General features: G+C 64.2%; 24 protein-coding genes. 13 read left to right on the forward strand and 11 right to left on the reverse strand.

What is annotated here, in order from left to right; genetic code table 11:
- Window positions 1-20: 20 nt before the first annotated feature.
- Window positions 21-671 carry a Maf family protein gene (locus BLS91_RS15225; RefSeq protein ID WP_174774993.1) on the reverse strand — a complete coding sequence of 217 codons (651 nt, stop codon included), beginning with the start codon at window positions 669-671 and terminating at the stop codon, window positions 21-23.
- Window positions 672-756: 85 nt separating this feature from the next.
- On the opposite strand from BLS91_RS15225, the gene BLS91_RS15230 reads away from it, so the two are divergent.
- Genes BLS91_RS15230 through BLS91_RS15245 form a run of 4 tightly spaced genes read left to right on the forward strand, consistent with a single transcriptional unit; the run spans window position 757 to window position 5177 of the window.
- Entirely contained in the window at window positions 757-2073 is a 1317-nt protein-coding gene (locus BLS91_RS15230; protein WP_092341606.1) for a class I SAM-dependent RNA methyltransferase, read from the forward strand.
- A gap of 38 nt (window positions 2074-2111) precedes the next feature.
- A complete protein-coding gene (locus tag BLS91_RS15235) occupies window positions 2112-2819 on the forward strand; it encodes a response regulator transcription factor (protein WP_092341607.1) in 708 nt (235 codons plus the stop codon).
- The gene (locus tag BLS91_RS15240) at window positions 2812-4131 is read left to right on the forward strand and encodes a sensor histidine kinase (RefSeq protein WP_092341608.1); all 1320 of its coding nucleotides are present in this window, start codon (window positions 2812-2814) and stop codon (window positions 4129-4131) included. Before BLS91_RS15235 ends, BLS91_RS15240 begins: the two co-directional genes overlap by 8 nt.
- Window positions 4128-5177 (forward strand): hypothetical protein, encoded by a 1050-nt coding sequence (locus BLS91_RS15245; RefSeq protein ID WP_233197437.1) that lies wholly within the window; start codon window positions 4128-4130, stop codon window positions 5175-5177. The genes BLS91_RS15240 and BLS91_RS15245 overlap by 4 nt, the downstream gene beginning before the upstream one ends.
- A 417-nt stretch (window positions 5178-5594) precedes the next feature.
- Here BLS91_RS15245 and BLS91_RS15250 read toward each other — a convergent pair whose 3' ends face one another.
- Window positions 5595-5831 (reverse strand): acyl-CoA carboxylase epsilon subunit, encoded by a 237-nt coding sequence (locus BLS91_RS15250; RefSeq protein ID WP_092341609.1) that lies wholly within the window; start codon window positions 5829-5831, stop codon window positions 5595-5597.
- Window positions 5831-7435 carry an acyl-CoA carboxylase subunit beta gene (locus tag BLS91_RS15255; protein WP_092341610.1) on the reverse strand — a complete coding sequence of 535 codons (1605 nt, stop codon included), beginning with the start codon at window positions 7433-7435 and terminating at the stop codon, window positions 5831-5833. The genes BLS91_RS15250 and BLS91_RS15255 overlap by 1 nt, the downstream gene beginning before the upstream one ends.
- A gap of 243 nt (window positions 7436-7678) precedes the next feature.
- Here BLS91_RS15255 and BLS91_RS15260 point away from each other — a divergent pair, with 243 nt between their 5' ends.
- Together BLS91_RS15260 and BLS91_RS15265 are read left to right on the forward strand one after the other, a co-directional pair.
- A complete protein-coding gene (locus tag BLS91_RS15260; protein ID WP_092341611.1) occupies window positions 7679-8503 on the forward strand; it encodes a biotin--[acetyl-CoA-carboxylase] ligase in 825 nt (274 codons plus the stop codon).
- Between the two features lie 8 nt (window positions 8504-8511).
- Window positions 8512-9087 (forward strand): PH domain-containing protein, encoded by a 576-nt coding sequence (locus BLS91_RS15265; RefSeq protein WP_092341612.1) that lies wholly within the window; start codon window positions 8512-8514, stop codon window positions 9085-9087.
- Here the strand turns inward: BLS91_RS15265 and BLS91_RS15270 are convergent.
- A complete protein-coding gene (locus BLS91_RS15270; protein ID WP_092341613.1) occupies window positions 9064-9594 on the reverse strand; it encodes a GtrA family protein in 531 nt (176 codons plus the stop codon). The genes BLS91_RS15265 and BLS91_RS15270 overlap by 24 nt on opposite strands.
- Before the next feature lie 131 nt (window positions 9595-9725).
- Between BLS91_RS15270 and BLS91_RS15275 the strand changes: the two genes are divergently transcribed.
- From BLS91_RS15275 to BLS91_RS15285, 3 genes are all read left to right on the forward strand, one after another.
- A complete protein-coding gene (locus BLS91_RS15275; RefSeq protein ID WP_092341614.1) occupies window positions 9726-10862 on the forward strand; it encodes a 5-(carboxyamino)imidazole ribonucleotide synthase in 1137 nt (378 codons plus the stop codon).
- 83 nt (window positions 10863-10945) lie between these two features.
- Entirely contained in the window at window positions 10946-11413 is a 468-nt protein-coding gene (gene purE / locus BLS91_RS15280) for a 5-(carboxyamino)imidazole ribonucleotide mutase (protein WP_092341640.1), read from the forward strand.
- Window positions 11410-12774, forward strand: a complete 1365-nt coding sequence (locus BLS91_RS15285) for an LCP family protein (protein WP_241983149.1) — start codon at window positions 11410-11412, stop codon at window positions 12772-12774. The genes purE and BLS91_RS15285 overlap by 4 nt, the downstream gene beginning before the upstream one ends.
- Window positions 12775-12781: 7 nt before the next feature.
- Here BLS91_RS15285 and BLS91_RS15290 read toward each other — a convergent pair whose 3' ends face one another.
- The 6 genes from BLS91_RS15290 to rfbB all read right to left on the reverse strand — a co-directional run bounded on the left by BLS91_RS15290 (window position 12782) and on the right by rfbB (window position 17877).
- On the reverse strand, window positions 12782-14050 hold the full coding sequence (locus BLS91_RS15290; protein ID WP_092341615.1) for a type II toxin-antitoxin system HipA family toxin: 1269 nt from the start codon (window positions 14048-14050) through the stop codon (window positions 12782-12784).
- 3 nt (window positions 14051-14053) lie between these two features.
- The gene (locus tag BLS91_RS15295; protein WP_158252847.1) at window positions 14054-14314 is read right to left on the reverse strand and encodes a helix-turn-helix domain-containing protein; all 261 of its coding nucleotides are present in this window, start codon (window positions 14312-14314) and stop codon (window positions 14054-14056) included.
- Between the two features lie 165 nt (window positions 14315-14479).
- On the reverse strand, window positions 14480-14893 hold the full coding sequence (locus BLS91_RS15300; protein WP_092341617.1) for a GtrA family protein: 414 nt from the start codon (window positions 14891-14893) through the stop codon (window positions 14480-14482).
- 2 nt (window positions 14894-14895) lie between these two features.
- Window positions 14896-16038, reverse strand: a complete 1143-nt coding sequence (locus BLS91_RS15305) for a glycosyltransferase family 4 protein (protein WP_092341618.1) — start codon at window positions 16036-16038, stop codon at window positions 14896-14898.
- A complete protein-coding gene (gene rfbD / locus BLS91_RS15310) occupies window positions 16035-16889 on the reverse strand; it encodes a dTDP-4-dehydrorhamnose reductase (protein WP_092341619.1) in 855 nt (284 codons plus the stop codon). The genes BLS91_RS15305 and rfbD overlap by 4 nt, the downstream gene beginning before the upstream one ends.
- Before the next feature lies 1 nt (window position 16890).
- Window positions 16891-17877 carry a dTDP-glucose 4,6-dehydratase gene (gene rfbB, locus BLS91_RS15315; RefSeq protein WP_092341620.1) on the reverse strand — a complete coding sequence of 329 codons (987 nt, stop codon included), beginning with the start codon at window positions 17875-17877 and terminating at the stop codon, window positions 16891-16893.
- A gap of 73 nt (window positions 17878-17950) precedes the next feature.
- On the opposite strand from rfbB, the gene BLS91_RS15320 reads away from it, so the two are divergent.
- Together BLS91_RS15320 and rfbA are read left to right on the forward strand one after the other, a co-directional pair.
- Window positions 17951-18559, forward strand: a complete 609-nt coding sequence (locus BLS91_RS15320; protein WP_092341621.1) for a dTDP-4-dehydrorhamnose 3,5-epimerase family protein — start codon at window positions 17951-17953, stop codon at window positions 18557-18559.
- Window positions 18560-18564: 5 nt separating this feature from the next.
- Window positions 18565-19428: a glucose-1-phosphate thymidylyltransferase RfbA gene (gene rfbA, locus BLS91_RS15325; RefSeq protein WP_092341622.1), complete on the forward strand. Its 864-nt coding sequence runs from the start codon at window positions 18565-18567 to the stop codon at window positions 19426-19428.
- On the opposite strand, the gene BLS91_RS15330 is transcribed toward rfbA, so the two are convergent.
- A complete protein-coding gene (locus BLS91_RS15330; protein ID WP_092341623.1) occupies window positions 19425-20315 on the reverse strand; it encodes a glycosyltransferase family 2 protein in 891 nt (296 codons plus the stop codon). The two genes, rfbA and BLS91_RS15330, sit on opposite strands and share 4 nt — an antisense overlap.
- A gap of 70 nt (window positions 20316-20385) precedes the next feature.
- Here BLS91_RS15330 and BLS91_RS15335 point away from each other — a divergent pair, with 70 nt between their 5' ends.
- Together BLS91_RS15335 and BLS91_RS15340 are read left to right on the forward strand one after the other, a co-directional pair.
- Window positions 20386-21222 carry an ABC transporter permease gene (locus tag BLS91_RS15335; RefSeq protein WP_092341624.1) on the forward strand — a complete coding sequence of 279 codons (837 nt, stop codon included), beginning with the start codon at window positions 20386-20388 and terminating at the stop codon, window positions 21220-21222.
- A complete protein-coding gene (locus BLS91_RS15340) occupies window positions 21219-21965 on the forward strand; it encodes an ABC transporter ATP-binding protein (protein WP_092341625.1) in 747 nt (248 codons plus the stop codon). Before BLS91_RS15335 ends, BLS91_RS15340 begins: the two co-directional genes overlap by 4 nt.
- Window positions 21966-22030 lie beyond the last annotated feature (65 nt).

Here is a 22030-nt window from a genome sequence, read left to right on the forward strand (position 1 = left end):
ATTCTTGCGGATGCCTACAACTAGAGTGCTCCGGGGCGATTCCACAGGGTCGGCCACTCGTGTCCGAGGGCGCGCACCAGCCGCCGCAGCGTTGGTAGCGACAGCCCCACCACGGTCGACGGATCCCCGACGATACTCGTAATAAACGGAGCACCGAGACTGTCGATCGTGAAGGCCCCCGCCACGAACAATGGCTCCCCGGTGGCAATATAGGCGTCGAGCTCGGCGTCGTCGAGGTCGTCGGCGAAGGTCACCTCGGCCACCGCGACCGCGCCGATCGCCCGCCCGGGCCGGCCATCAGCGACCTCGATCAGCCAGTGCCCGGAATACAGCGTGCCGGTGCGACCGCGCTGGCGCTCCCACCGCTCGCGGGCAGCATCCGCTGTGTGTGGCTTGCCGTAGATGACGCCGTCGAGCACGAAGACCGAGTCGCCGCCGAGCAGCAGGCCGGTCAGCGGTTCGTCCAGCCGAGCGGATGCCGCTGCTTCCGCTTTCGCGCGCGCCAGCAGCTCCACGAGTACTCGCGGCTCGAGCGCCGAGCCCACAGCGGCTTCAGTCTCGGCGACGAGCCGAGCCTCGTCCACCTCGGGGTTGATCAGCACCGGTTCGATGCCGGCCGCGCGCAGCAGGGCCAGGCGAGCCGGAGAGGTGGAAGCCAGATAGAGGCGCATGGTGATCCTTTTCAAACGGGGCGTAAGCATCCATTCAAGCAGGCGGCAACCCGCAGCCCGGCAAACGGTGTGGGATCATCGTTAGATGAGCAACACGAGTCACCAGCCCCAGGCCTCCGAGCCGACATTGTCTGCCAGTGTCGGCGACGAGCTTGAACTGAACATCACCAACGTCGCCCACGGCGGAATCTTCATCGCCCGCCACGAGGGCCGCGTCATCTTCGTCAGCGACACCCTGCCCGGCGAACGGGTGCGGGCCCGTCTCACCGAGGCCAACCACAAGAGTTTCTGGCGGGCCGAAACCGTCGCCGTCATCGACGCCGCCCCCGAACGGCAGCCGCATATCTGGAGTGCGGCATCCATTGACCGCGCCCCCGAAAATCGGGCCGGCGGCGCCGAGTTCGGCCACATCGAACTCGGCTTCCAGCGCGAACTCAAGCGCCAGGTACTCGCCGACGCCCTGAAGCGCATGGCCGGGCTCGCCACCGACGTCGTGGTCGAGCCGGTCGCGGTCAGCGTCAAGGCCAGCCCCGGCGACGCGATGGACGGCACCGGATGGCGCACCCGGGTCAGCCTGCACGTGGCCGCCGACGGAACCATCGGCCCGTACGCCGCCCGCAGCCACCGGGTGATTCCGGTCGACGACCTGCCGCTCGCCGAACACGAGCTCGAACTGCGCGCCCCGCTCGACACCCTGTTTCACAACGCAGCTCAAGTGGACCTGGTCGCGCCAAGCAAGGGCGACGTGCAGGTGCTGGTCTCGGCCAAAGACAGCAACGGCAAGCCCAAGCGGGTGCCGCACGGTCTCATTCACGAGATCGTCGCCGACCGCGAATTCGAGCTGGACCGCTCCGGATTCTGGCAGGTACACTCCATGGCCGCCGACACGCTGTTCCACGCGGTGCAGAACATCATCGATCCGTCGTCGTTCGACCCGCGCGCCTCCAACCTCGACCTCTATGGTGGTGTCGGACTGCTCGCCGCGGCCGTCGGCGATAAATTCGGCCCGACGACCCGCATCACCTCGGTCGAAAGCGACCCCGAAGCTGTCGCGTTCGCCGCCCGCAACCTCAAGGAATGGGCCGGTGCCACCGCCGAGGCCGACCGCGTCGACCGATTTCTGCAGCGCCTCTTGCGCGAAGCGGATGCCGCCGAACGCGCCCGTCTCGCCGCCGCCACGGTGGTGCTCGACCCGCCACGCTCCGGAGCGGGCAAGGCCGTCGTTGACCAGCTCGTCGCCATTGCACCGCAACAAATCGTCTACGTGGCCTGCGACCCGGTGGCTCTGGCCCGTGACGTGGCCCTGTTTGCGAAGCAGGGTTACCAGCTGAAGTCCCTGCACGCCTTCGACCTGTTCCCCAACACCCACCACGTCGAAGCCGTCGCGCTGCTCTGCAAATAGCTATCGTTGTACCCAAACAACCCGAAGGCAGCCCTACCGTGAGCAACACAGCAGCAGATCCCGTACCAACCACCCCCACCGACGCGCCCGTTCGCGTCGGTATTGTCGACGACCACGAGTCGGTACGACTGGGCTTACAAGCCGCCTGCGAGAACGCCGGCTACGAAGTTTTGTTCGCGGCAGCAACCGCGCAGGCGCTCGTCGCCGGCCTGGCCGGCCGCAAGTGCGACGTGATCGTGCTCGATCTTTCGCTCGGTGACGGGTCGCTCGTCACCGACAACGTGCACCTCGTGCAAACCACCGGCTCCGCCGTACTCGTGCACAGCATCGCCGACCGGGTCGCCTCGGTGCGGGAAGCCCTCGCTGCTGGCGCGGCCGGGGTCATCCCCAAGTCGTCGCCGACCACCACGGTCATGGCGGCCGTCGCATCCGTTGCCCGCGGCGATGTGCTCAACAACCTCGAGTGGGCCACCGCCATCGACGCCGACCGGGACTTCGCCAAGGCGCAGCTCGGCCGCCGCGAACGCGACGTGCTGCACCTCTACGCTTCGGGCCTGCCGCTCAAGATGGTCGCCATGCAGTTGGGGATCGCGCACTCCACCGCCCGCGAATACCTCGATCGCATTCGCGTGAAGTACGTCGAGGTCGGTCGCCCCGCGCCGACCAAGGTCGACCTGTTGCGCCGCGCCGTCGAAGATGGAATCCTGCCCGGGCTCGACGCCACCGAAGCTGACCGCGGTGTCTAAACGGGCCGCCCGCCAGGGCGACCGCAACCGCCAGGGCACCCTGGTCTCCACGGCAACGCAGCCATTCACGGCCGTCGGTGACGACGCACTCGAGACCGACGGCAGCCTGTTTGGCCACGCCCGGCAGCCGCGCAACCCGATCAGCCACGCGCAGATCGAAATCGTGCTGTCGCGATCGGTGGCCGCCGTCGCGGTGATCTTTGCCCTGCAGTCCGTACCACTTATGCTCGAGCAACTGTCCAGCCGAAAAACCGAGGCGGCCATCCCTCTCGCCGGGCTGCTCGGCCTGTCGATCCTGGTGTTCGTCTTCGCGACTCTCCTGCGACGTGGCATTCGCAGCTCCGCTGCCGTGGTGAGCGGCATCTACCTGGTCGCGCTCCTGGTCTGGCCGCTGGTCATGATTGATCCCACCCTCGTGCTCGCGAGCAAACCGTGGCTGTGGTTCATGTGCACTGTCGCCACCTCCTGTGCCGCCATCGCCCTGCCGTTGTTCTGGGCCGTCGCCTACACCGTGATCACCCCGGTCGCCTTCGGACTCGTGCGGGTGCTGCCGTCCGGCGGCGAGGCCGAGACCGTGCTCGCCGTGCTCGACACGTTCTATGCAATGTTGCTCGGCGGCACCGTGCTCATCATCATCTATGTGCTGCGCGAGGCCACGGCCAAGGTCGATTCCGCCCAGTCCAATGCGCTCGCAAAGTACTCCGTGGCGGTGCGTCATCACGCCACCGAGGTGGAACGTGTCGAGGTTGATTCCATCGTGCACGACAGTGTGCTCGCGACCCTGCTCTCTGCGGCGGGCGTGCGCAATGCCAGGGGCGCGGAACTGGCCGCCGCCATGGCTCGCAGCGCCATCATCCGCTTGCAGGAAGCCAACGGCGAGCGCAATCTTGACGATGCGTCCGTCGCCGTCAGCATGTTGGTCGCGCGCATCCGCTCCGCCGCGACCGCGACGGGCGTGTTCACCGTGACCGAGCTCTGCGTGGATGGCCTCAGCATTCCGGAGCATGTCGCCGAGGCCCTCTACTCGGCCAGTGTGCAGGCCATGGTCAACAGCGTGCAGCACGCGGGTCCCGCACAATCGCGCAGCGTCACGGTGGGCGGTAACGACCAGAGCGGATGCACGATCGACATCAGCGACACCGGCCGCGGTTTCGACGTGTCCACCGTCGCCAGCGGCCGCCTGGGCTTGCGGGTGTCGATCCATGACCGGGTGGCCACCGCCGGCGGCGTGGCAGTGCTGCGCACGAGCCTGGGCCAGGGCACGACCATCACCATCACCTGGCCACGGCCCGGTGACGCGGGCGGCCAATGATGACCGGCGTCGTCGTTGTCTCCCGTGCCCTGGCCCTCATCGTGGCGGCCTTCTTCTCTGGCTATCACGTGCTGCTCGGCGTATATTCGCTCGACACACCGCATTCGGCAGCGCCGATTTTCGCTGCCATGGGCCTGTATCTCGTGGCGACGGTTGCGAGCCTCTGGCCCTCCAAGCCGATGCGCATGTCGCTGCCGCTGGCCCTGTTCAATGTGGGTGTCTCGGTGGCGATTCCGCTGATCGTGGGCAGCCAGCTCGACGGGTCCTCCGGCAGGCTGGGGTACGCCACCTGGTACGTGGCCGCGGTGGGCACCTTGATGACGATCACCGCCACCCGCAAGCGCCCGCAGCTGGCCCTGCTGGGGGTCGGCGCGCTCGTCGTGCACAGCGTCATCTGGGCCGGCGTCGGCGAGCTGGGGCACATGGGCGTCATTGGCAGCGTGGTCTGGGTGGTTGCTGCCGGGCTGCTCTCTCGAGCCCTCGTGAAGGCCAGCCGGGATGCGCGCCAGTATGCGCGGGCCGAGCGTGAGGCGAGCGGATGGCATGCCGCCCAGGAGGCTCACCTCTACGAGCGCCAGGTTCGGCTGACCCAGACCATGCGCCTGGCCATGCCCATGCTGCGCCGCATCAGCGAGAGCGACGGCGATCTGAGCGAGGCCGACCGCCAGGAGTGCCGGCTGCTCGAAGCGGCAATTCGAGACGAAATCCGCGGGCGGCGTCTGCTGAACCACGCCGTGCGCGAGCAGGTCATGGCCGCCCGGCGACGGGGTGCGAGCGTCACCCTGCTCGATGAAGGCGGGATCGACGACCTCAGCGGATCTGAGCTCGAGATCGTGCTCAACGCCCTCGCGACGGCCATCGGCCGCACGAACGCGGATAAGATCATCGCCCGCACGTCGGCCGACAGCGCGACCATCGCGGTGACCGTGGTGGGCCTGAACAGCCCCGACCCGGCCGTGAGCGCCCTCGGACCGGACTCATCCGGCGAAGAAGAAGTCGACCTGTGGATGGAGATCCCTCGGCGGGCAGCGACTGCCGTGGTCTGACGGGGGCGTGACTGGCCGCGTGCCGGGGTGCTTGACGGGCGGCGAAGTAGGCGGCGTGACGGACCATCCGCTGGTGGGAACGCGAAAGGGGATCAGCCGAAGCTGATCCCCTAACGACTATTCGAGAAAGGACGCCAACCCGAATGGCATCCGTTCTCGCCCCCAACACATTCGCTCGCTTACCCTAGTCAGCGAATGATTGGTGGTGAAACTCCAGGAGCGTCACCGAGCACCTTCAGTCTGTACTATCCCCGCTGCCCGCACAGTCGGCATTTAGGAGGACAGACCGACCGGCAGTTGCGCCCCCGCATTTTGGGGACGGGGCCCAGGCCCCGTCCCGGGGCCCAGTTTATAACCTGGGCCTGTGGACGGGGCCTGGGCCCCGTCCACAGTAGACACGGGCGAGAGGCGGGGGAGTCAGCCGGTGAAGCCGCGCCAGCGACCGACGCCGGGGTACACGGGCTTGCGAATGGCACGCTGGTTCTGCTGCCAGGCGCTCTGGCCCAGTTCCGGCGCGGCCCGACGCTCGTCGGACTCTTCCTGCAACAGACCACGGATGACGGCGCTCACCGCCGACACCTCGACATCACTCACACGCGTGGTCACGAAAACCAGCTCTGACGGGTCGAACTCTGACGGCTTCGAAGATGGCATTAGAGCGGAATATTCCCGTGCTTCTTGGCAGGCAGAGTGGCCCGCTTGGTGCGCAGCGCGCGCAGCGCCTTGATGACCGATACCCGGGTTGCGGCCGGCTCAATGATGCCGTCGAGCTCCCCGCGCTCCGCGGCCAGAAACGGGCTCGCTACGTTGTAGGTGTACTCGTTGGCCAGGCGGGTGCGCACAGCGGCGACGTCTTCGCCGGCCTGCTCGGCCGCCTTGATCTCGGCGCGATAGAGAATGTTCACGGCACCCTGGCCGCCCATGACGGCGATCTCCGCGGTCGGCCAGGCCAGGTTGGTGTCGGCTCCAAGCTGCTTGGAACCCATCACGATGTACGCGCCGCCGTAGGCCTTGCGCAGGATGACGGTGACCAGCGGCACGGTGGCCTCCGCGTAGGCGTAAAGCAGTTTCGCCCCGCGACGGATGATGCCGGTCCATTCCTGGTCGGTACCGGGCAGAAAGCCGGGCACGTCCACGAGGGTGAGAATCGGGATGGAGAATGCGTCGCAGAACCGCACAAAGCGGGAGGCCTTCTCGCCGGCCTCGATGTTCAGCGTGCCGGCCATGGCGTTGGGCTGGTTCGCCACGATGCCGATCGAGCGGCCCTCGACCCGGGCAAACCCCACGACGATGTTCGGAGCGTACAGCGGCTGCGTCTCGAGAAAGTCGCCGTTGTCGACGATGTGCTCGATGACCGTTTTCACGTCGTAGGGCTGGTTGGGCGAATCGGGGATGATCGTGTTGAGGCGACGGTCGGCATCCGTTGTTTCGAGCTCCACCTCGCTGTCGAACACGGGCAGCTCGGCCAGGTTGTTGTCGGGCAGATAGCTGAGCAGGGCGCGGGCGAAGTCGAGCGCGTCAGGCTCGTCGCTGGCGAGGTAGTGCGAGACGCCGGAGATCTTGTTGTGGGTGAGGGCGCCGCCGAGCTCTTCCATACCCACGTCTTCGCCGGTGACGGTCTTGATCACGTCGGGGCCGGTGACGAACATCTGACTGGTCTTGTCGACCATGATCACGAAGTCGGTCAGCGCGGGGGAGTAGACCGCGCCACCGGCGGCCGGGCCGCAGATGATCGAGATCTGCGGAATGACACCGGATGCCGCCGTGTTGCGACGAAAGATCTCGCCGTACTTGCCGAGGGCGACGACGCCCTCCTGGATGCGCGCTCCGCCGGAGTCGAGAATGCCGATGATCGGTACCCCGGTCTTCAGGGCGAGGTCCATCACCTTGATGATCTTCTCGCCGGCGACCTCGCCGAGCGAGCCGCCGAAGATGGTGAAGTCCTGGGAGTACACGGCCACCTGGCGGCCGTGGATGGTGCCGGTTCCGGTGACGACGGCGTCGCCGTACGGCCGCTTCTTCTCCATGCCGAAGGCCACGGTGCGGTGCCGCACGAACTCGTCGAGTTCCACGAAGGACCCCTGGTCGAGCAGCAGGTCGACGCGCTCGCGGGCGGTCATCTTGCCCTTGGCGTGCTGCTTCGAGGTGGCGGTCGCCCCGCTGGCGGTCACGGCTTCGTGATAGCGCAGCTTGAGGTCGGCGAGTTTTCCCGCCGTCGTATACAGGTCCGGTGCCGCAGCGGGCGTCTTATCAGTCACCGTTTTACTCTACCGGCACCCCCCGGGCGCTTTCCGTTGACGATATTCCACAACTTTGCGGCGCAACACTGGTCGTTTCCCCCTCTGGCCAAGCATTTCAGCCCGCATCGTGGCTCAATCGGCGACCTCTACCGCCCTCCCCGTTCATAACTGCGGAGATCCTGGCCGAAATGACAAGGAATAACACATTTGGGGTCAGATTCGGCAGAATTACCGCAGTTACGTTTGAAGGAGAGAGTAGCCATGGAGTTTTCGCTCAGCCGCACCGAGGTCACCCGGTTCGAGTACCGGTCCGAGGCCGCCTCCACCAACGATGTGCTCAAAGAACTCGCCACAACGGATGCCGCCGCCTGGCCCGATTTCTCGGCCCTCGTCACCGACAACCAGACTCAGGGGCGTGGCCGGCTCGGTCGCGTCTGGCTGGCCCCGACCGGCAAAGCCCTGGCCATCTCGGTGCTGATCCGACCCCAGTTACCGCCGGCGACCCTCGGCTGGTTCCCGCTCCTGGCCGGCGCCGCCATGACCCGTGCCGTCAAAAACGTGGTGGAAAAAAGCATGAAGCCCGTCGAAGGCGTCAAAGAGGCCGAGGATCCCCGCCACGACGTGACCCTGAAATGGCCCAATGACGTGCTCATCGACGGCTACAAGGTGTGCGGAATCCTCTGCGAACTGCTGCCCGACGGCACAGGCATCATCATCGGCGCCGGCCTCAACCTCTCGCTCGACGAGCACGACCTGCCCACCCTCACCTCCACCTCGCTGCTGCTGGTTACCCGCACCGCGCCCGACCCCGACGCGGTACTCGCCGCCTACCTGCACGAGCTCGCCACGCTGTACCGAGCCTTCCTGAAGGCCAACGGCGACGCCCAACACAGCGGACTGCATCAGCAAGTCGAAGAACTGTGCGGCACACTCGGCAGCGCAGTACGGGTGGAACTGCCCGGCGGCACCGACCTGGTCGGCACCGCCACCGGCATCGACGCCGAGGGAAGGCTGCGCGTCGTCAACCAGGTCGATGGCGAAGAACGGTCTGTCGCCGCCGGCGATGTCACCCACCTGAGGTATTAATAGAAGTAATGAAAGCCAAGAAGACAGAGCCCAACGAGACCGAACCCTCCGGCTACGCCCGCGAGAGCCGGCCCGAGAAGGTCGTTGCCCGCCTGCGCCCGCACGCCCGGGTGCTGGCCTGGCCCACCCTGCTCTTGTTCGCCCTGGCCGGCGGCACCGGCTACTTCTTCGGCAACCTGCCCGAGCCGTGGCAGAACGCCGCCCTGCTCGCCGGTGCCATCCTGCTGGCGCTGCTCGGCTGGCTGCTGCCGCTCGCCGCCTGGCTCACCAAGCGCTACACGATCACCACCCGCCGCATCATCTTTCGCCACGGGTTCTTCGTGCGCATCCGGCAAGAGCTGCTGCACAGCCGCGGCTACGACGTGAGTGTGCGGCAGAACTGGCTGCAGGCCGGGTTCCACTCGGGCACGGTGCTCATAAATTCGGGGCTGGAGCATCCGCTTGTGTTGAAAGACTTGCCCAACGTCGACCTCGTGCAGAGCACGCTGCACGACCTCATGGAGCAGGCCAGCACGGTCATGGGTTCCCGCCGGCAGGAGCAGTCGGCGCTCTCCGAAGAGTCAGCGTTCTGGGGTCGCCGCTAGCCGAATAGCCCCGGTGCGGGTACTGACCACGGCGATACCAACGGATGCCGGCGCCCCGCTCCGACTCGGCGCGAACACCCAGTAGCGGTACAGCGCGAAACGAAACACCGCGCCGAGAATTAGGCCAACGACGTTGCCCGAGATGTTGTCGGCGAGAACGCTGGTGTAGCCGAGCACGTAGTGGCTGAACCAGAGGCAGCCGATGCCGATGCCCATGCCCACGAGGCTCACCGCGAGAAACTCCAGGCCCTCGCGAGCCGTGTGGTCCTGCCGGTTTTTGCTGAAGGTCCAGTAGCGGTTGCCTAGCCAGTTCACCAGAATGGCGAGCACGGTCGAGATGACCTTGGCGTAGATGGGGCCGGCGTGTACGTCGGCGGAATCCAGCACGGTGGTGCGCAGCAGGTTGAACACCGTGAAGTCCACCACGAAGCCCAGTGCACCGACGGCGCCGAACTTGAGGCCCTGACTCAGAAAGCTGAGCAGGCGCTGCTTCAGGGTGATCGACATGCGTCCGTCCGACGTTCGGTAAAGTGGCACTAGGAAAGCATTGAAGTCTCGCAGTCTACGGCGTGTTGAAATTGCCTGGCTGGGTATTCCCGTTCGTTTAGCTGAACGCTTGCATAGAAAATGGTGAACAAATGGCTTTAACCGTCGGTGTGATTGGCGCAGGCCAGCTGGCCCGCATGATGATCCCCGCGGCCGTGAACCTCGGCATCGAGCTCAAGGTTCTCGCTGAAGCCGATGGCATGTCCGCCGAACTCGCCGCGGTCCGCGTGGGCGACTACCGCGACCTGGCCACCGTGCTCGCCTTCGCCAAGACCGTCGACGTGATCACCTTCGATCACGAACACGTGCCGCAGGAGATTCTGCGCGAGCTCGTGCGCGAGGGCGTCAGGGTGCACCCCGGCCCCGACGCCCTGCTCTACGCGCAGGACAAGCTGCTCATGCGCGAGAAACTCGCCGAACTGGGCCTGCCCGTGCCGGACTGGGCCCGCATCACTGACGTGGCCGGCCTCGCTGACTTTTTGAAGGACCACGGCGGCCGCGCCGTCGTGAAGACCGCCCGCGGCGGCTACGACGGCAAGGGCGTGCGCGTGGTCAGTCACGAACACGACGTTGACGACTGGTTTCAGGCGCTCGCCGAAGACGGCAACGGCGGTGCCCTGCTGGTCGAAGAGCTCGTGCACTTCAGCCGCGAGCTCGCCCAGGTGGTCGCCCGCCGCCCCAGCGGCGAGATCGCCGTCTGGCCGGTCGTGGAGACCGTGCAGAAAGACGGCGTCTGCGCCGAGGTCATCGCTCCGGCCCCCCAGTCCATGGGGCGTCTCGCCGACGTCGCCACCGACATCGCCGTTGCCGTGGCCGAGGGCATCGGCGTCACCGGGGTGCTCGCCGTCGAGCTGTTCCAGACCACGGATGAGCGCCTCCTCATCAACGAGCTGGCGATGCGCCCGCACAATAGTGGTCACTGGTCGATCGAGGGTTCGACCACGAGCCAGTTCGAGCAGCACCTCCGCGCTGTGCTTGACTTGCCGCTCGGAGCGACCGGCGCCCGGGACCCGTGGACGGTGATGGTGAACATCTTTGGTGGACCCGCGTCAGGCTCGCTGGGTGATCGTTATGGGAGCGCTCTCGCGGAGCATCCGCTTGTAAAGGTGCACAACTACGGCAAGGCATCGAGGCCCGGCCGCAAGGTGGGCCACGTGACGGCGGGCGGCGACGATCTCGATGAAGTTGCCTATCAGGCGCGCGCCACTGCACAAATCTTTCAGGACTGAGCCATAGGATCATCTGCGTGCCAGATAACACCGAGACATCCACTGTGCCTACTGACGGCAGCAAGCCTATCGTCGGCCTGGTCATGGGCAGCGACTCCGACTTCACCGTCATGAGCGCTGCAGCGCAAACCCTGAAGGACTTCGGGGTCGCGCACGAGGTGCAGGTTGTCTCGGCACACCGCACCCCAGAGCGGATGCTCGACTACGGCCGCACCGCGCAGGCCCGCGGCCTCAAGGTGATCATCGCCGGAGCCGGGGGAGCCGCGCACCTGCCCGGCATGCTCGCCGCCATGACCACGCTGCCCGTGGTGGGCGTGCCCGTTCCTCTCGGGCTGCTCGACGGCCTCGACTCGCTGCTGTCGATCGTGCAGATGCCGGCCGGCGTTCCGGTCGCAACCGTGTCGATCGGCGGAGCGAAGAACGCCGCGCTGATCGCGATCAAGATTCTGGCCACGAGCGACGACGCGCTGCGCGTGAAGCTCGAAGACTATTCGGTACAGCTTGCAGATCTGGTTGAGCAGAAGAACCGGGACCTCCAAGAGCGATTATGAGTAGTGTTTCCGACCCGATCCGGCACCCGAATTCCGGCTCCGCACGCATTATGACGACGCGTGCGTGGTGGCTTGTCGTACTCAATTTCGTTCTGCCCGGTTCGGCGCAGGTGCTGGCCGGCAACCGTCGGCTCGGCCGGTTCGGCCTCGGTGCCACCCTCACCCTGGTGGCCGTGGCCATCATCGCCGGCGCCGTCTATCTGTTCTGGCCCGAAGTGCTGCTCACGGTGTTCACGAGCACGATCGGCCTCTGGGTCGCCGCCGCAGTGCTCGCGTTCTACGCGGTCACCTGGCTCGTGCTCACCGTCAACACCCTCAGCCTGATCAACCTGATCAAGGCGGCGCCCGGTGCCCGCCCGCTCATCGCGGCGTTCTCCGCCGCGCTCATGGTTATCGTCTGCGGCACAGCCGGCTACGGCGCCTTCGTCGCCACCTCGGCCAGCGGCTTTCTCTCCTCCGTCTTCGTCGCGGGCCCGAGCCAACCGCCGGTCGACGGCCGTTACAACATTCTGCTGCTCGGCGGCGATGCCGGTGCCGACCGTGAGGGCCTCCGCCCCGACAGCATCTCAGTGGTCAGTATCGACGCCACAACCGGCCAGGCCACGACCATCAGCCTGCCGCGCAACCTCGAGAACGCGCCGTTCTCGGCCGGATCCTCCCTCGGCGCCCTCTACCCCGAGGGCTACGGCTCGATCGACGGATGCGACGTCTCGGCCTGCATGCTCAACTCCATCTTCACCGAGGCCGAGTTGAAACGCCCGGAATACTACCCCAACGCCACGGCGGAGGGCAGCTCTCCGGGAATTCAGGCCACGCTCGAGGCCGCACAGGGCATCACCGGACTCACCATCCAGTACTTCGTACTCATTGACATGCAGGGCTTCTCCGACCTCATCGATGCCCTCGGCGGCGTCGACATCAACGTAAAGAACCGCGTTCCGGTGCACACCGACGAGACCTTCAGCAAGGTGCTGTTCTGGTTTGAGCCCGGCATGCAGCACATGGATGGCTACCACGCCCTCTGGTTTGCCCGCTCCCGCCACGGCACGAGTGACTACGACCGCATGCAGCGCCAGACTCAGATGCAGGAGGCCCTGCTCGCGCAGGCCAGCCCGGCGAACGTGCTCTCCAAGTTCCAGGGAGTGGCCGCTGCCGGCACGCGCGTCGTCAAGACCGACGTGCCGCAGGGCATGCTCGGCTACTTCGTGAACCTGGCCAGCAAAACCAAAGAACTGCCGGTCATCTCGGTGCCGTTGATTCCCGAGAACGGCGTCGACCCCGAAAACCCCGACTACGCGGCCATTAAGGCCATGATCGCCGCGGCACTGGCCCCCGCGCCCACCGCCACGCCCGCCCCGTAGCCCTTCGTTACCAACCGCGTTCGCGCGCAAGTGTGAAGATCGATTTTGACACCGTCGTCGCGAATCCCTGTTCCTCCGAGCCACCACTGACGCTCCCGGCGGCATCCGCGAATGCGCCGGCAACATTGCCGCGTATGTAGCGAACACGCTCTTCAGCGTAATCTGCAGGGATCTGCAGTTTCGCGGCCACCGCGAGAAAGTCCTGAAGCCCGATGGCGTTCATGCGATACTCGTCACCGACCTTCATCGCCGAGCGAAGCGCACCAGTCGCCGGATACGGCGCATGCGTACCGAGGTCATAAAGCGGGGCGAGCACAGCGCGGTCGCCACGCAAGAGAATCGAAATGTTCTTTGCATGCGCGTCGGTGCAAGCGGCCGAAACGTTGAACACGAGGGAATCAAAGAACCGCTTCTGGCTTGCCTCCCGATCGTTTAAGGGCAATCGGCCGAGCAATTGAGCGATGGTGCCAACGCCCGGGCCGCCGTCCTGCTGATACTTGAGGTCTGGTGGAACGCTTAGAGCCTGGCAGAGGTCTTCCTGATGTAGCCGTGCCCATCGTCCGTCGAATTGTCGTCGGTCGTATCGGCGGGAGACAAAGACGCGATCGCCCTGCTCCGTCGTCGTGAGCTCGTGGTCGGCGACGTTGAGCCCCAGAAGCCGGGCCGCGCGCATCGTCACATACTCGTTCACGTCATGATTGGAATACGGCGCGATGGCCGGTTTCAGAATGTGCGTGGTCGGCGTGGAATCGTTGGGCACGCCCCACCCGCCATCATCGAATCGGAATAGGGCAACCTTGGGCTGCGCGCCAGGCAAACTCCACCGCGCGTCGTCGCCGCGCTGTCCCCAGGTATCGGAGTGCTGAACGATGTCTTTGATGAGGCTACTGAATTCATCATCGGAAAGTCGTTCGACATCTCCCTGTCGCGTGGCGGCATCGGTCGAGGTCTCATCGGGCGGCAGAATCTGTACGGCTCCCGCGGCATCCCGGCCGACGTGCGCCAACAGCCCGAAAGCGTTTCGAGCGGATGTTTGATACGTTGCAGCTAGCTCAGCAAGCTTGGTCGGGCTGTCGGTCAAAAGGCCCTGCAGGAAGGCCGTGACGACCCGCGATGGGTGCTCGCGCCTTGCCAGCGGCATGGAAAGCGATAAGGGCGTCGACCGACTATCCAACCGGTATCGTTCGTCGTAGGCAAAGGTGGTTTTGCCCTGTTTGGTTTGGGCGAGCGTGCCGACGCGCTCGCCGTCGAGGTAGACGTAGAGTTCGGAGTTCACCGGTCATCGCCCCAGATCGGCAAAGACATCGTCAAGCACATTGTGCGGGTCCGGGGCTCGATCGCTGACATCCAGGGCGAGCTGCAGCACCTGAAGCACGTCAAAAACGCGAAAAAGTGATACGCCCACCTTCGCGGATTCAAAGTTGACGAGCCATTCACGAGAGACTTTTGCGCGGTCGGCTACTTGCTGTTGAGTAAGTCCCAAGGCCTCGCGTTTCGCGCGCGCCAGCGCACCAAGATCTTGTGCGGAACGTGTATACACTTTAGCCTCCAAGGTGGATGATCGTCCACAGTTTCCATTATGGATGATCATCCACAATCCAGCAAGTGCATGATCGTGCACATGCTCTCCAGAACAGCAACCCACATCGCGAAGCGGCCACCTACGAGTGGGTCACCCATCGGCGATCGGCGGCTAACCCTCGCTTCACTCACCACTGCGGCGAAACGAGAACTTCTTGTGCCCGAAGAAGCTCAGCAACGTCGTGACCAGGAGAATGAACAGCTGGGCGAGCAGCGGCGGCACCAGCACGACTTCAACCAGCAGCGGCAGCGCGGCCGCATTGATACCGATCGCCACCAGGTACACGCTCACGAACCGGGCGAAATCCCGCAGCACGTGCCCGTGCACCACGAACACGAACCGTCGGTACAACACGAACGCCAGGGTGATACCGACCACGTAGGAGAGCGCGAGGCTGATCAGGTAGCCGAGGTAGACATCCGCGAACACCCACAGGGTGAAAAAAGAGAAGACCAGGTACCCGACCGCCGTGTTCGTGGCGCCGACCACGAGAAACCGAACGCGCTGGTCGCGCACAAATCCCAGAAAGCTAGCCATGGCTACAGGTCCGCGTGCAGCTGCCAGACCCGTTCGGCCGAGTCGCGCCAGCTGAAGGCCCGCGAGCGGTCGCCGCCGAAGATCGTCATGCGGTTCCGCAGCACGCTGTCGCCGAGCACCCGGTTGATCGCATCCACGAGTCGGGCCGGGTATTCCTTGGGGTCTGACCGCTCGACCGCGACGCCGGCATCGCCGGCCGCTTCGAGCAGTGCCGGGGCGTCGGAGTGCACCACCGGGGTCCCCAGGTGGAAGGCCTCGATGATCGGCAGTGCGAAGCCTTCTTCCAAGCTCGGATACACGAAGACGCTCGCCCGGGCAATCACCACGGCCAGATCGGAGTCGCTCAGGCCCGACAGTGCGCGCACGCGCCCCGGTGCGAGCCCGGCCTCGTCGGCGACCGACGCGAGGTCGAGTTCGCCCCAGGTGTCCGGTCCGAGCACGATCAGCGGTAGGTCCGGCGCGCCCGGTAGCCCGAGCGCTGTGATCAGCGCGGTCACGGCCTTGCGCGGGTCGAGCGACCCGGAGGTCAGGATGTACTGTGACGGCAGCTCCAGCGCCTGCAGGCGCTCTTCCACCAGGGGAATGGCCGGCAGCACCAGCCCGCGCCCGACGGCGCCGCCGATTACGCGCACCCGGTCGCCGAGGTCCATGATCTCGGTCAGCTGTCTGGCCACGGCGTGGCTCGGCACCACGATCGCGTCGGCGTGCTTGCGGGCACGCTTGAGCATGCCCTTGGTCCAGGCCACGGTTGTCGGGGTCAGCGACGACGGATGCGTCCACGCCAGCACGTCGTGCAAGGTCACGGCAATCTGAGTGCCGTCGTCGGCGCGGTTGTGGCGGCGCAGCGGGGCGAGCAGTCCCGGCGCGTGAATGAGGCCGGTGCCCGACGCTGCGGTCACGCCGAGCGCCCAGGCCGTGGCCAGCTCGCGGCGGGCCAACGTCGTCTTGTGCAGGTTAGCCAGGCCGGGCAGGGAGGCCTCAATGAGTTCATACTGTGCGGGTGGCGACGACGAAACGATGCCCTCAACGTCGCACTCGGCCGGCGCGGTGGCAATCAGTGCGCGCGTGAGTTCCTCGGTGTAACGCCCGACGCCGCCCGGAACCGGGGCGACCATCTGGTCGACGACTACCCGCAGAGTGATCATGCTGTCTCGAAAACCCCCGCGGCAAAGGCCTCGGCCTGGGCGTCCTGCCAGCTGCGCATTGGCGCGAGCCCCGCGGCGGCCCAACCGGCGTGACCGAGCACCGAGTAGGCCGGCCGGGGTGCGGGCAGCACGAAGGCTGAGCTGTCGGTCGGCAGCACGCGCTCGGGGGCGAGTCCGGCCAGGGCGAACACGTCGCGGGCCTGGTCGAACTTCGAGGCGACCCCGGAGTTCGTGCCGTGGTACATGCCGGCGGGCGCATCAGAGTCGAGCAGCAGCACGATCTGCGCGGCAAGATCCACCGTCCACGTGGGCTGGCCCACCTGGTCGGTGACAACGCTCAACGTGTCGCGCGTGCCAGCGGCCTTGAGCATGGTCTTGGCGAAGTTCGGGCCGTTCTTGCCGTACAGCCAGGCGGTGCGCACGATGTAGCTGCGCGAGCCGTTTTCCACCTGCACGAAATCCTCGCCGGCCGCCTTGGTGCGGCCATATGCAGAGATTGGGCTGTGCGGAGTGTTCTCGGCGTAGGGCGTGGTCGCGCTGCCGTCGAAGACGTAGTCCGTTGAGATCTGCACGAGCTTGGCTTGCAGAGCGGATGCCGCCACCGCCAGATTGTACGGCCCCACCGCGTTCACGGCGTAGGCCTCGTCTTCATGCGTTTCGGCGTCGTCGACCTTGGTGTACGCGGCGCAGTTGATGATGACGTCGTGCCCGGCAACGGCGGCCTTCACCGCGTCGAGATCAGTCACGTCGAGGTCGCTGCGGCCGAGGGCTGTCACGTCGCGTCCGGCGAGAGCCGTCTGCAGGTCACGGCCCAGCATGCCGGTGGCGCCGGTGATGAGATAACGGGTCATGTTAGTTCAGCGCCGCACGAGCCTTGAGCGGTTCCCACCACTGACGGTTGTCGCGGTACCACTGCACCACGTCGGCAAGGCCCTGTTCGAACGGAACCTCGGGGGCATAGCCCAGTTCGGCTTGAATCTTGGAGATGTCCACCGAGTAGCGCAGGTCGTGGCCGAGACGGTCGGCGACGCGGTCGACATAGGACCAGTCCTTGCCGGTCGAGTCGAGCAGAAGCTGGGTGAGTTCCTTGTTGGTCAGCTCGGTGCCGCCGCCGATGTTGTAGATCTCGCCTGCGCGGCCGCCGACGAGCACCATCGCGATGGCGCGGGTGTGGTCGTCCACGTGCAGCCAGTCGCGAATGTTGTTGCCCTCGCCGTAGAGGGGAACGTGCAGGTCGTCGATCAGGTTGCTGACGAAAAGCGGAATGACCTTTTCGGGAAAGTGGTACGGGCCGTAATTGTTTGAGCACCGGGTGATTGACACGTTGAGGCCGTGGGTGCGGTGGTAGCTGCGGGCGAGCAGGTCGCTGCCGGCCTTCGACGCTGAATAGGGGGAGTTCGGCTCGAGCGCCCGCTCCTCGTTCCAGGAGCCTTTGGCGATAGAGCCGTAGACCTCGTCGGTGGAGACGTGCACGAACCGGGCCAGCTTGTGGCGCAGGGCTGCGTCGAGCAGTTGCTGGGTGCCGAGCACGTTGGTCTCGACAAAGATGGTCGAGTCCATCACCGAACGGTCCACATGCGATTCGGCGGCGAAGTGCACGACCGCGTCGAGTCCGAGAAACAGGGTGTCGAGCAGTTTGCCGTCGCGGATGTCGCCGTGCACGAAGGAGTAGCGCGGGGAATCGGCGATCGGGGCGAGGTTTTCGAGGTTGCCCGAGTAAGTCAATGCGTCGAGCACAACAACCTCGGCGCCTTCCAGGCCCGGGTACTTGTCTTCAATCGTGCGTCGCACAAAGTTGGAGCCGATAAAACCGGCGCCGCCGGTGACGAGGATCTTCATATAGGAGTAACCGTTCCGTTCGCTTCAATGGCCTCCGCGATTCTACCGGACACGGATTGGTAGACTGCCGATCGTGCAGATTCGCGAACTTTCCATCCCAGACTCCTACGAGATCACCCCGCAGCAGTTCGGTGACGATCGCGGTGTATTTCTCGAGTGGTATCGATTCGACAAACTTGAAGAAAAGGTCGGGCACAAACTAGACCTGGCTCAGGCGAATACCTCTGTGTCAAAACGGGGTTCAGTGCGCGGTATTCACTTTGCGGATGTCCCGCCCAGCCAGGCCAAGTACGTCACCGCCGTCCATGGTGCTGTTCTCGACTACATCGTTGACATCCGCGTGGGCTCACCTACCTTCGGCCAATGGGACAGCGTTCTGCTCGACGACACCGATCGACGGGCGGTCTACATCGCCGAGGGACTCGGGCACTGCTTCGTCGCGCTGACCGACAATGCCACGGTCAGTTACCTCGTGAACAGCACGTTCAGCCCGGGCCGTGAGCACGGTATCAGCCCACTCGACGAAGAGATCGGGCTCGTGTTCCCCCCAGAAGCCGGAGAGCTACTGCTTTCGCCCAAGGACACGCAGGCCCCCACCCTCGCGGCTGCCGCTGCTGCTGGCTTGCTCCCCACCTGGGATGCCGCTCGCGCCTACTACGCTACTTTGAACGTCAGGAACTAATACTCATGCGCGGAATCATTCTCGCCGGTGGCTCAGGCACACGGCTGTGGCCCATCACCAAGGGTATCTCCAAGCAGCTCATGCCCATCTGGGACAAGCCAATGATCTACTACCCCTTGTCGACGCTGATGATGGCGGACATCAAAGAGATCCTCATCATCACGACGCCGGAATATAATGAGCAATTCCGCGCACTCCTCGGGGACGGCTCCGATCTCGGCATCCGGATTGAATATGCCATTCAGCCGTCGCCCGACGGATTGGCCCAGGCGTTCATCATCGGTGAAGAATTCATCGGCGACGAGAGCGTCGCTCTCGTGCTCGGTGACAATATTTTCCACGGCGCAGGCCTCGGATCGGCGCTGCGCGGCAACGCCGAGATCGAGGGCGCGCGCATCTTCGCATATCACGTGAGCAATCCCACGTCCTACGGCGTCGTCGAGTTTGACGAGACCGGAACAGCGATCTCCATTGAGGAGAAGCCCACGAAACCGAAGAGCAACTACGCGGTACCCGGCCTCTACTTTTACGACAATTCCGTCATCGAGATCGCCAAGACCATTGAACCCAGCGCGCGCGGCGAGCTGGAGATCAGCACGGTGAACGAGCGCTACCTGGAGCAGGGCACCTTGCACGTTCAGGTCCTCGATCGGGGAACCGCATGGCTGGACACCGGAACTTTCGAGTCCATGATGCAGGCGTCCGAATACGTGCGCGTCATCGAGGACCGCCAGGGTTTCAAGGTCGGTTGCATTGAGGAGATTGCCTGGCGTGCCGGCTGGATCACGGATGCGCAGCTCGCAGTCCTCGCAGCCCCCCTCATTAAGAGCGGCTACGGTCGGTATCTGGCAGGTCTGGTTCAGCCTTAGCGGGCTGACCGGCGAGCCTCGAGGCGAGACCGTAGCCCCAACCCGACGGCCAACAGGAGTCGTAAGGGCCCGAGCCAGGGACCCGAGTATTTCTTGAAGAGAAACTTCTGGGCGCTCTCGTGGTGCGCGCGAATCATCCCGGCAGACTCATCGTGAGTTGAGGTGGAATGCGCGCCGGTATGCACGACGGCGGCGGCGGGCTCATACACGTTGCGAAGCCCCAGACGTCCGATGCGGTACCCCAGGTCGACATCTTCGAAATACATGAAATAACTCTCATCGAAACCGTCAATCTGATCGAAAACAGATCGACGAATCATTAAGAAGGCACCAGACAGCCAGCCCGCATCCCGCCGTACGGGCTCGATTTCGGATTCCCTGCGATAGTTACGTGTCCACGGGTTTTTCGGCCAGAAATTTGCAAAGATCGCGTGGCCGACGCCGGAACGAAGCGACGGTACCGTGCGAGCCGAGGGATAGACCTCGCCGTCGGAGGAAAGAATGCGGGGGCCGACCGCTGCGATAGACGAATCGAGGACTGATTCCAGGAGGATGTCGATGCAACCAGGATTCACCGTCACATCGGGGTTGCTCACCACGACCCAGTCGATTTCCGGTCCCAATTCGCGAACTGCTGTATTGATGGCGTATCCGTACCCTCGATTCGAGGGCAACGACAGGTAGGTCCCACCTGCGGACGTCGTCATCGACTCGACAGCGTTCGTCGTTGCAGCTGGTTTGTTGTCGGCCACGACCACGTGAAGCGGCTGGCGGGATGCCGATGGCAGTGATGCCAGGAAGGGGCCGAGGACGTCCTCAGAGCCATAACTGACAGTCACAACGGCTACACGTGCGGTGCTGGCGGGAGGCTTCGATACGGTGGACATACGACTCCCAATCATAGTTCTAGGCTAGATTGGCATGCGGCCATACCGGCCAGATACCCAGTGAGGCTAAATGCGATACCTAAAGGAAGTTCTCGAGTCGCGAGAACTCCTGGCCAATCTCACCCTGCGTGAGATTCGTGGTCAGTACAAACGCACAATTTTCGGCCAGCTCTGGTCGTTGGTGAACCCACTCGCTTCGATGCTGGTTTACACCCTCGTTTTTGCGTTGATTATTCGCGTTCAACCTGAAGCTGGCGATCCCAGCGGGTTAGATATTTTCGCCGTTTGGCTCCTCTGCGGACTGCTCCCCTGGACGTTCTTCTCGAACGTCGTGCAACAGGGCATGGGATCGATCCTTGGCAACGTTGGATTAGTTCAGAAGGTCTATTTCGCGCGAATAGTGCTTCCCCTGTCGAAAGTCGGTTCCGTCGGCTACAACTGGCTGTTCGAGATGGGCGTGCTCGTTGTCGTGCTGGTCATCTGCGGTGCATTCGTCTGGCCGTGGCTTCCCCTGGTCGTTGTGACCATGGTCCTCCTGGCAATCTTTGCGGCAGGGCTCGCGCTCATGCTGGCCGTGGCCAATGTTCATTTTCGGGACACGCAGTATTTTGTCTCAATCATCATGCAAATCTGGATGTATTTGACGCCGATCATCTACCCGATCAGTCTGGTCGCGACTCAATCTGAAAAATACGGTGGACTGTTCGGTACGACGGTATCGATCCTCGATCTTTACCGGATTAATCCGCTTGAGCGATTTGTCGCCGTATTCCGGCAACTCCTGTACGACAACCGGTGGCCCGATCCGCAGGATTTTCTGTTGTGTGTCATCTGGGCACTTGCCGCGTTCACCGTGGGACTGTGGATTTTCCGACGGAGCGAGAGAGGACTGGCTGAAGCACTGTGAGCGAAATCGCCGTCAGCATTGAACACGTCAGCAAGAAATTTCGGCTCTACCACGAACGGAATCAGTCGATCAAGTCAGCAATCATGCGCGGGCGTACTTCTGTGCATGAGGATTTTTGGGCGCTGAAGGACGTTGGGTTCGAGGTACCCGTCGGGTCGACTTTTGGTCTCATCGGCAGTAACGGCTCAGGCAAGTCGACACTCTTGAAATGCCTCGCGAAGATTTACTATCCCGAGACGGGAAGCATCACCTACAACGGCAAGATTGCCGCTCTTCTTGAAGTTGGCTCGGGTTTTCATCCCGAGTTGTCGGGGAGAGAAAATATCTTCCTGAACGGGTCCATCCTCGGCATGTCCAAGAAAGAAATCACCGGGAAATTCGATGAAATCGTGGATTTTTCAGGAGTTGAACAATTCATCGATCAGCCAGTGAAGAATTACTCCTCGGGAATGTACGTGCGCCTCGGCTTCTCCGTAGCGATCAATGTCAACCCCGATATTCTTGTGGTGGACGAGGTTCTGGCCGTCGGAGATACGGAATTCCAGGCCAAGTGCGCGCAAAAATTCGTTGATTTCAAGAACGAAGGGCGCACTGTGATTCTGGTGAGCCATTCGATGGAGTCCGTTCGTGACATGTGCGACAGCGCTGCCTGGCTGAGGCACGGTGAGCTCGTCAGAGTCGGGCCGGCCGACGAAACCATCACCGCGTACCTGGAATCACTTCCTGGAGCGTCGGCCGCATAGCAAAGCGTCGGTGAGTGGACGCCGACTGTGTAGTAGGAACCATTGATCGTTGGATTTACCGCGTT

This window comes from Cryobacterium flavum, from assembly GCF_900103805.1.
GTDB classification, from domain to species: Bacteria; Actinomycetota; Actinomycetes; order Actinomycetales; family Microbacteriaceae; genus Cryobacterium; species Cryobacterium flavum.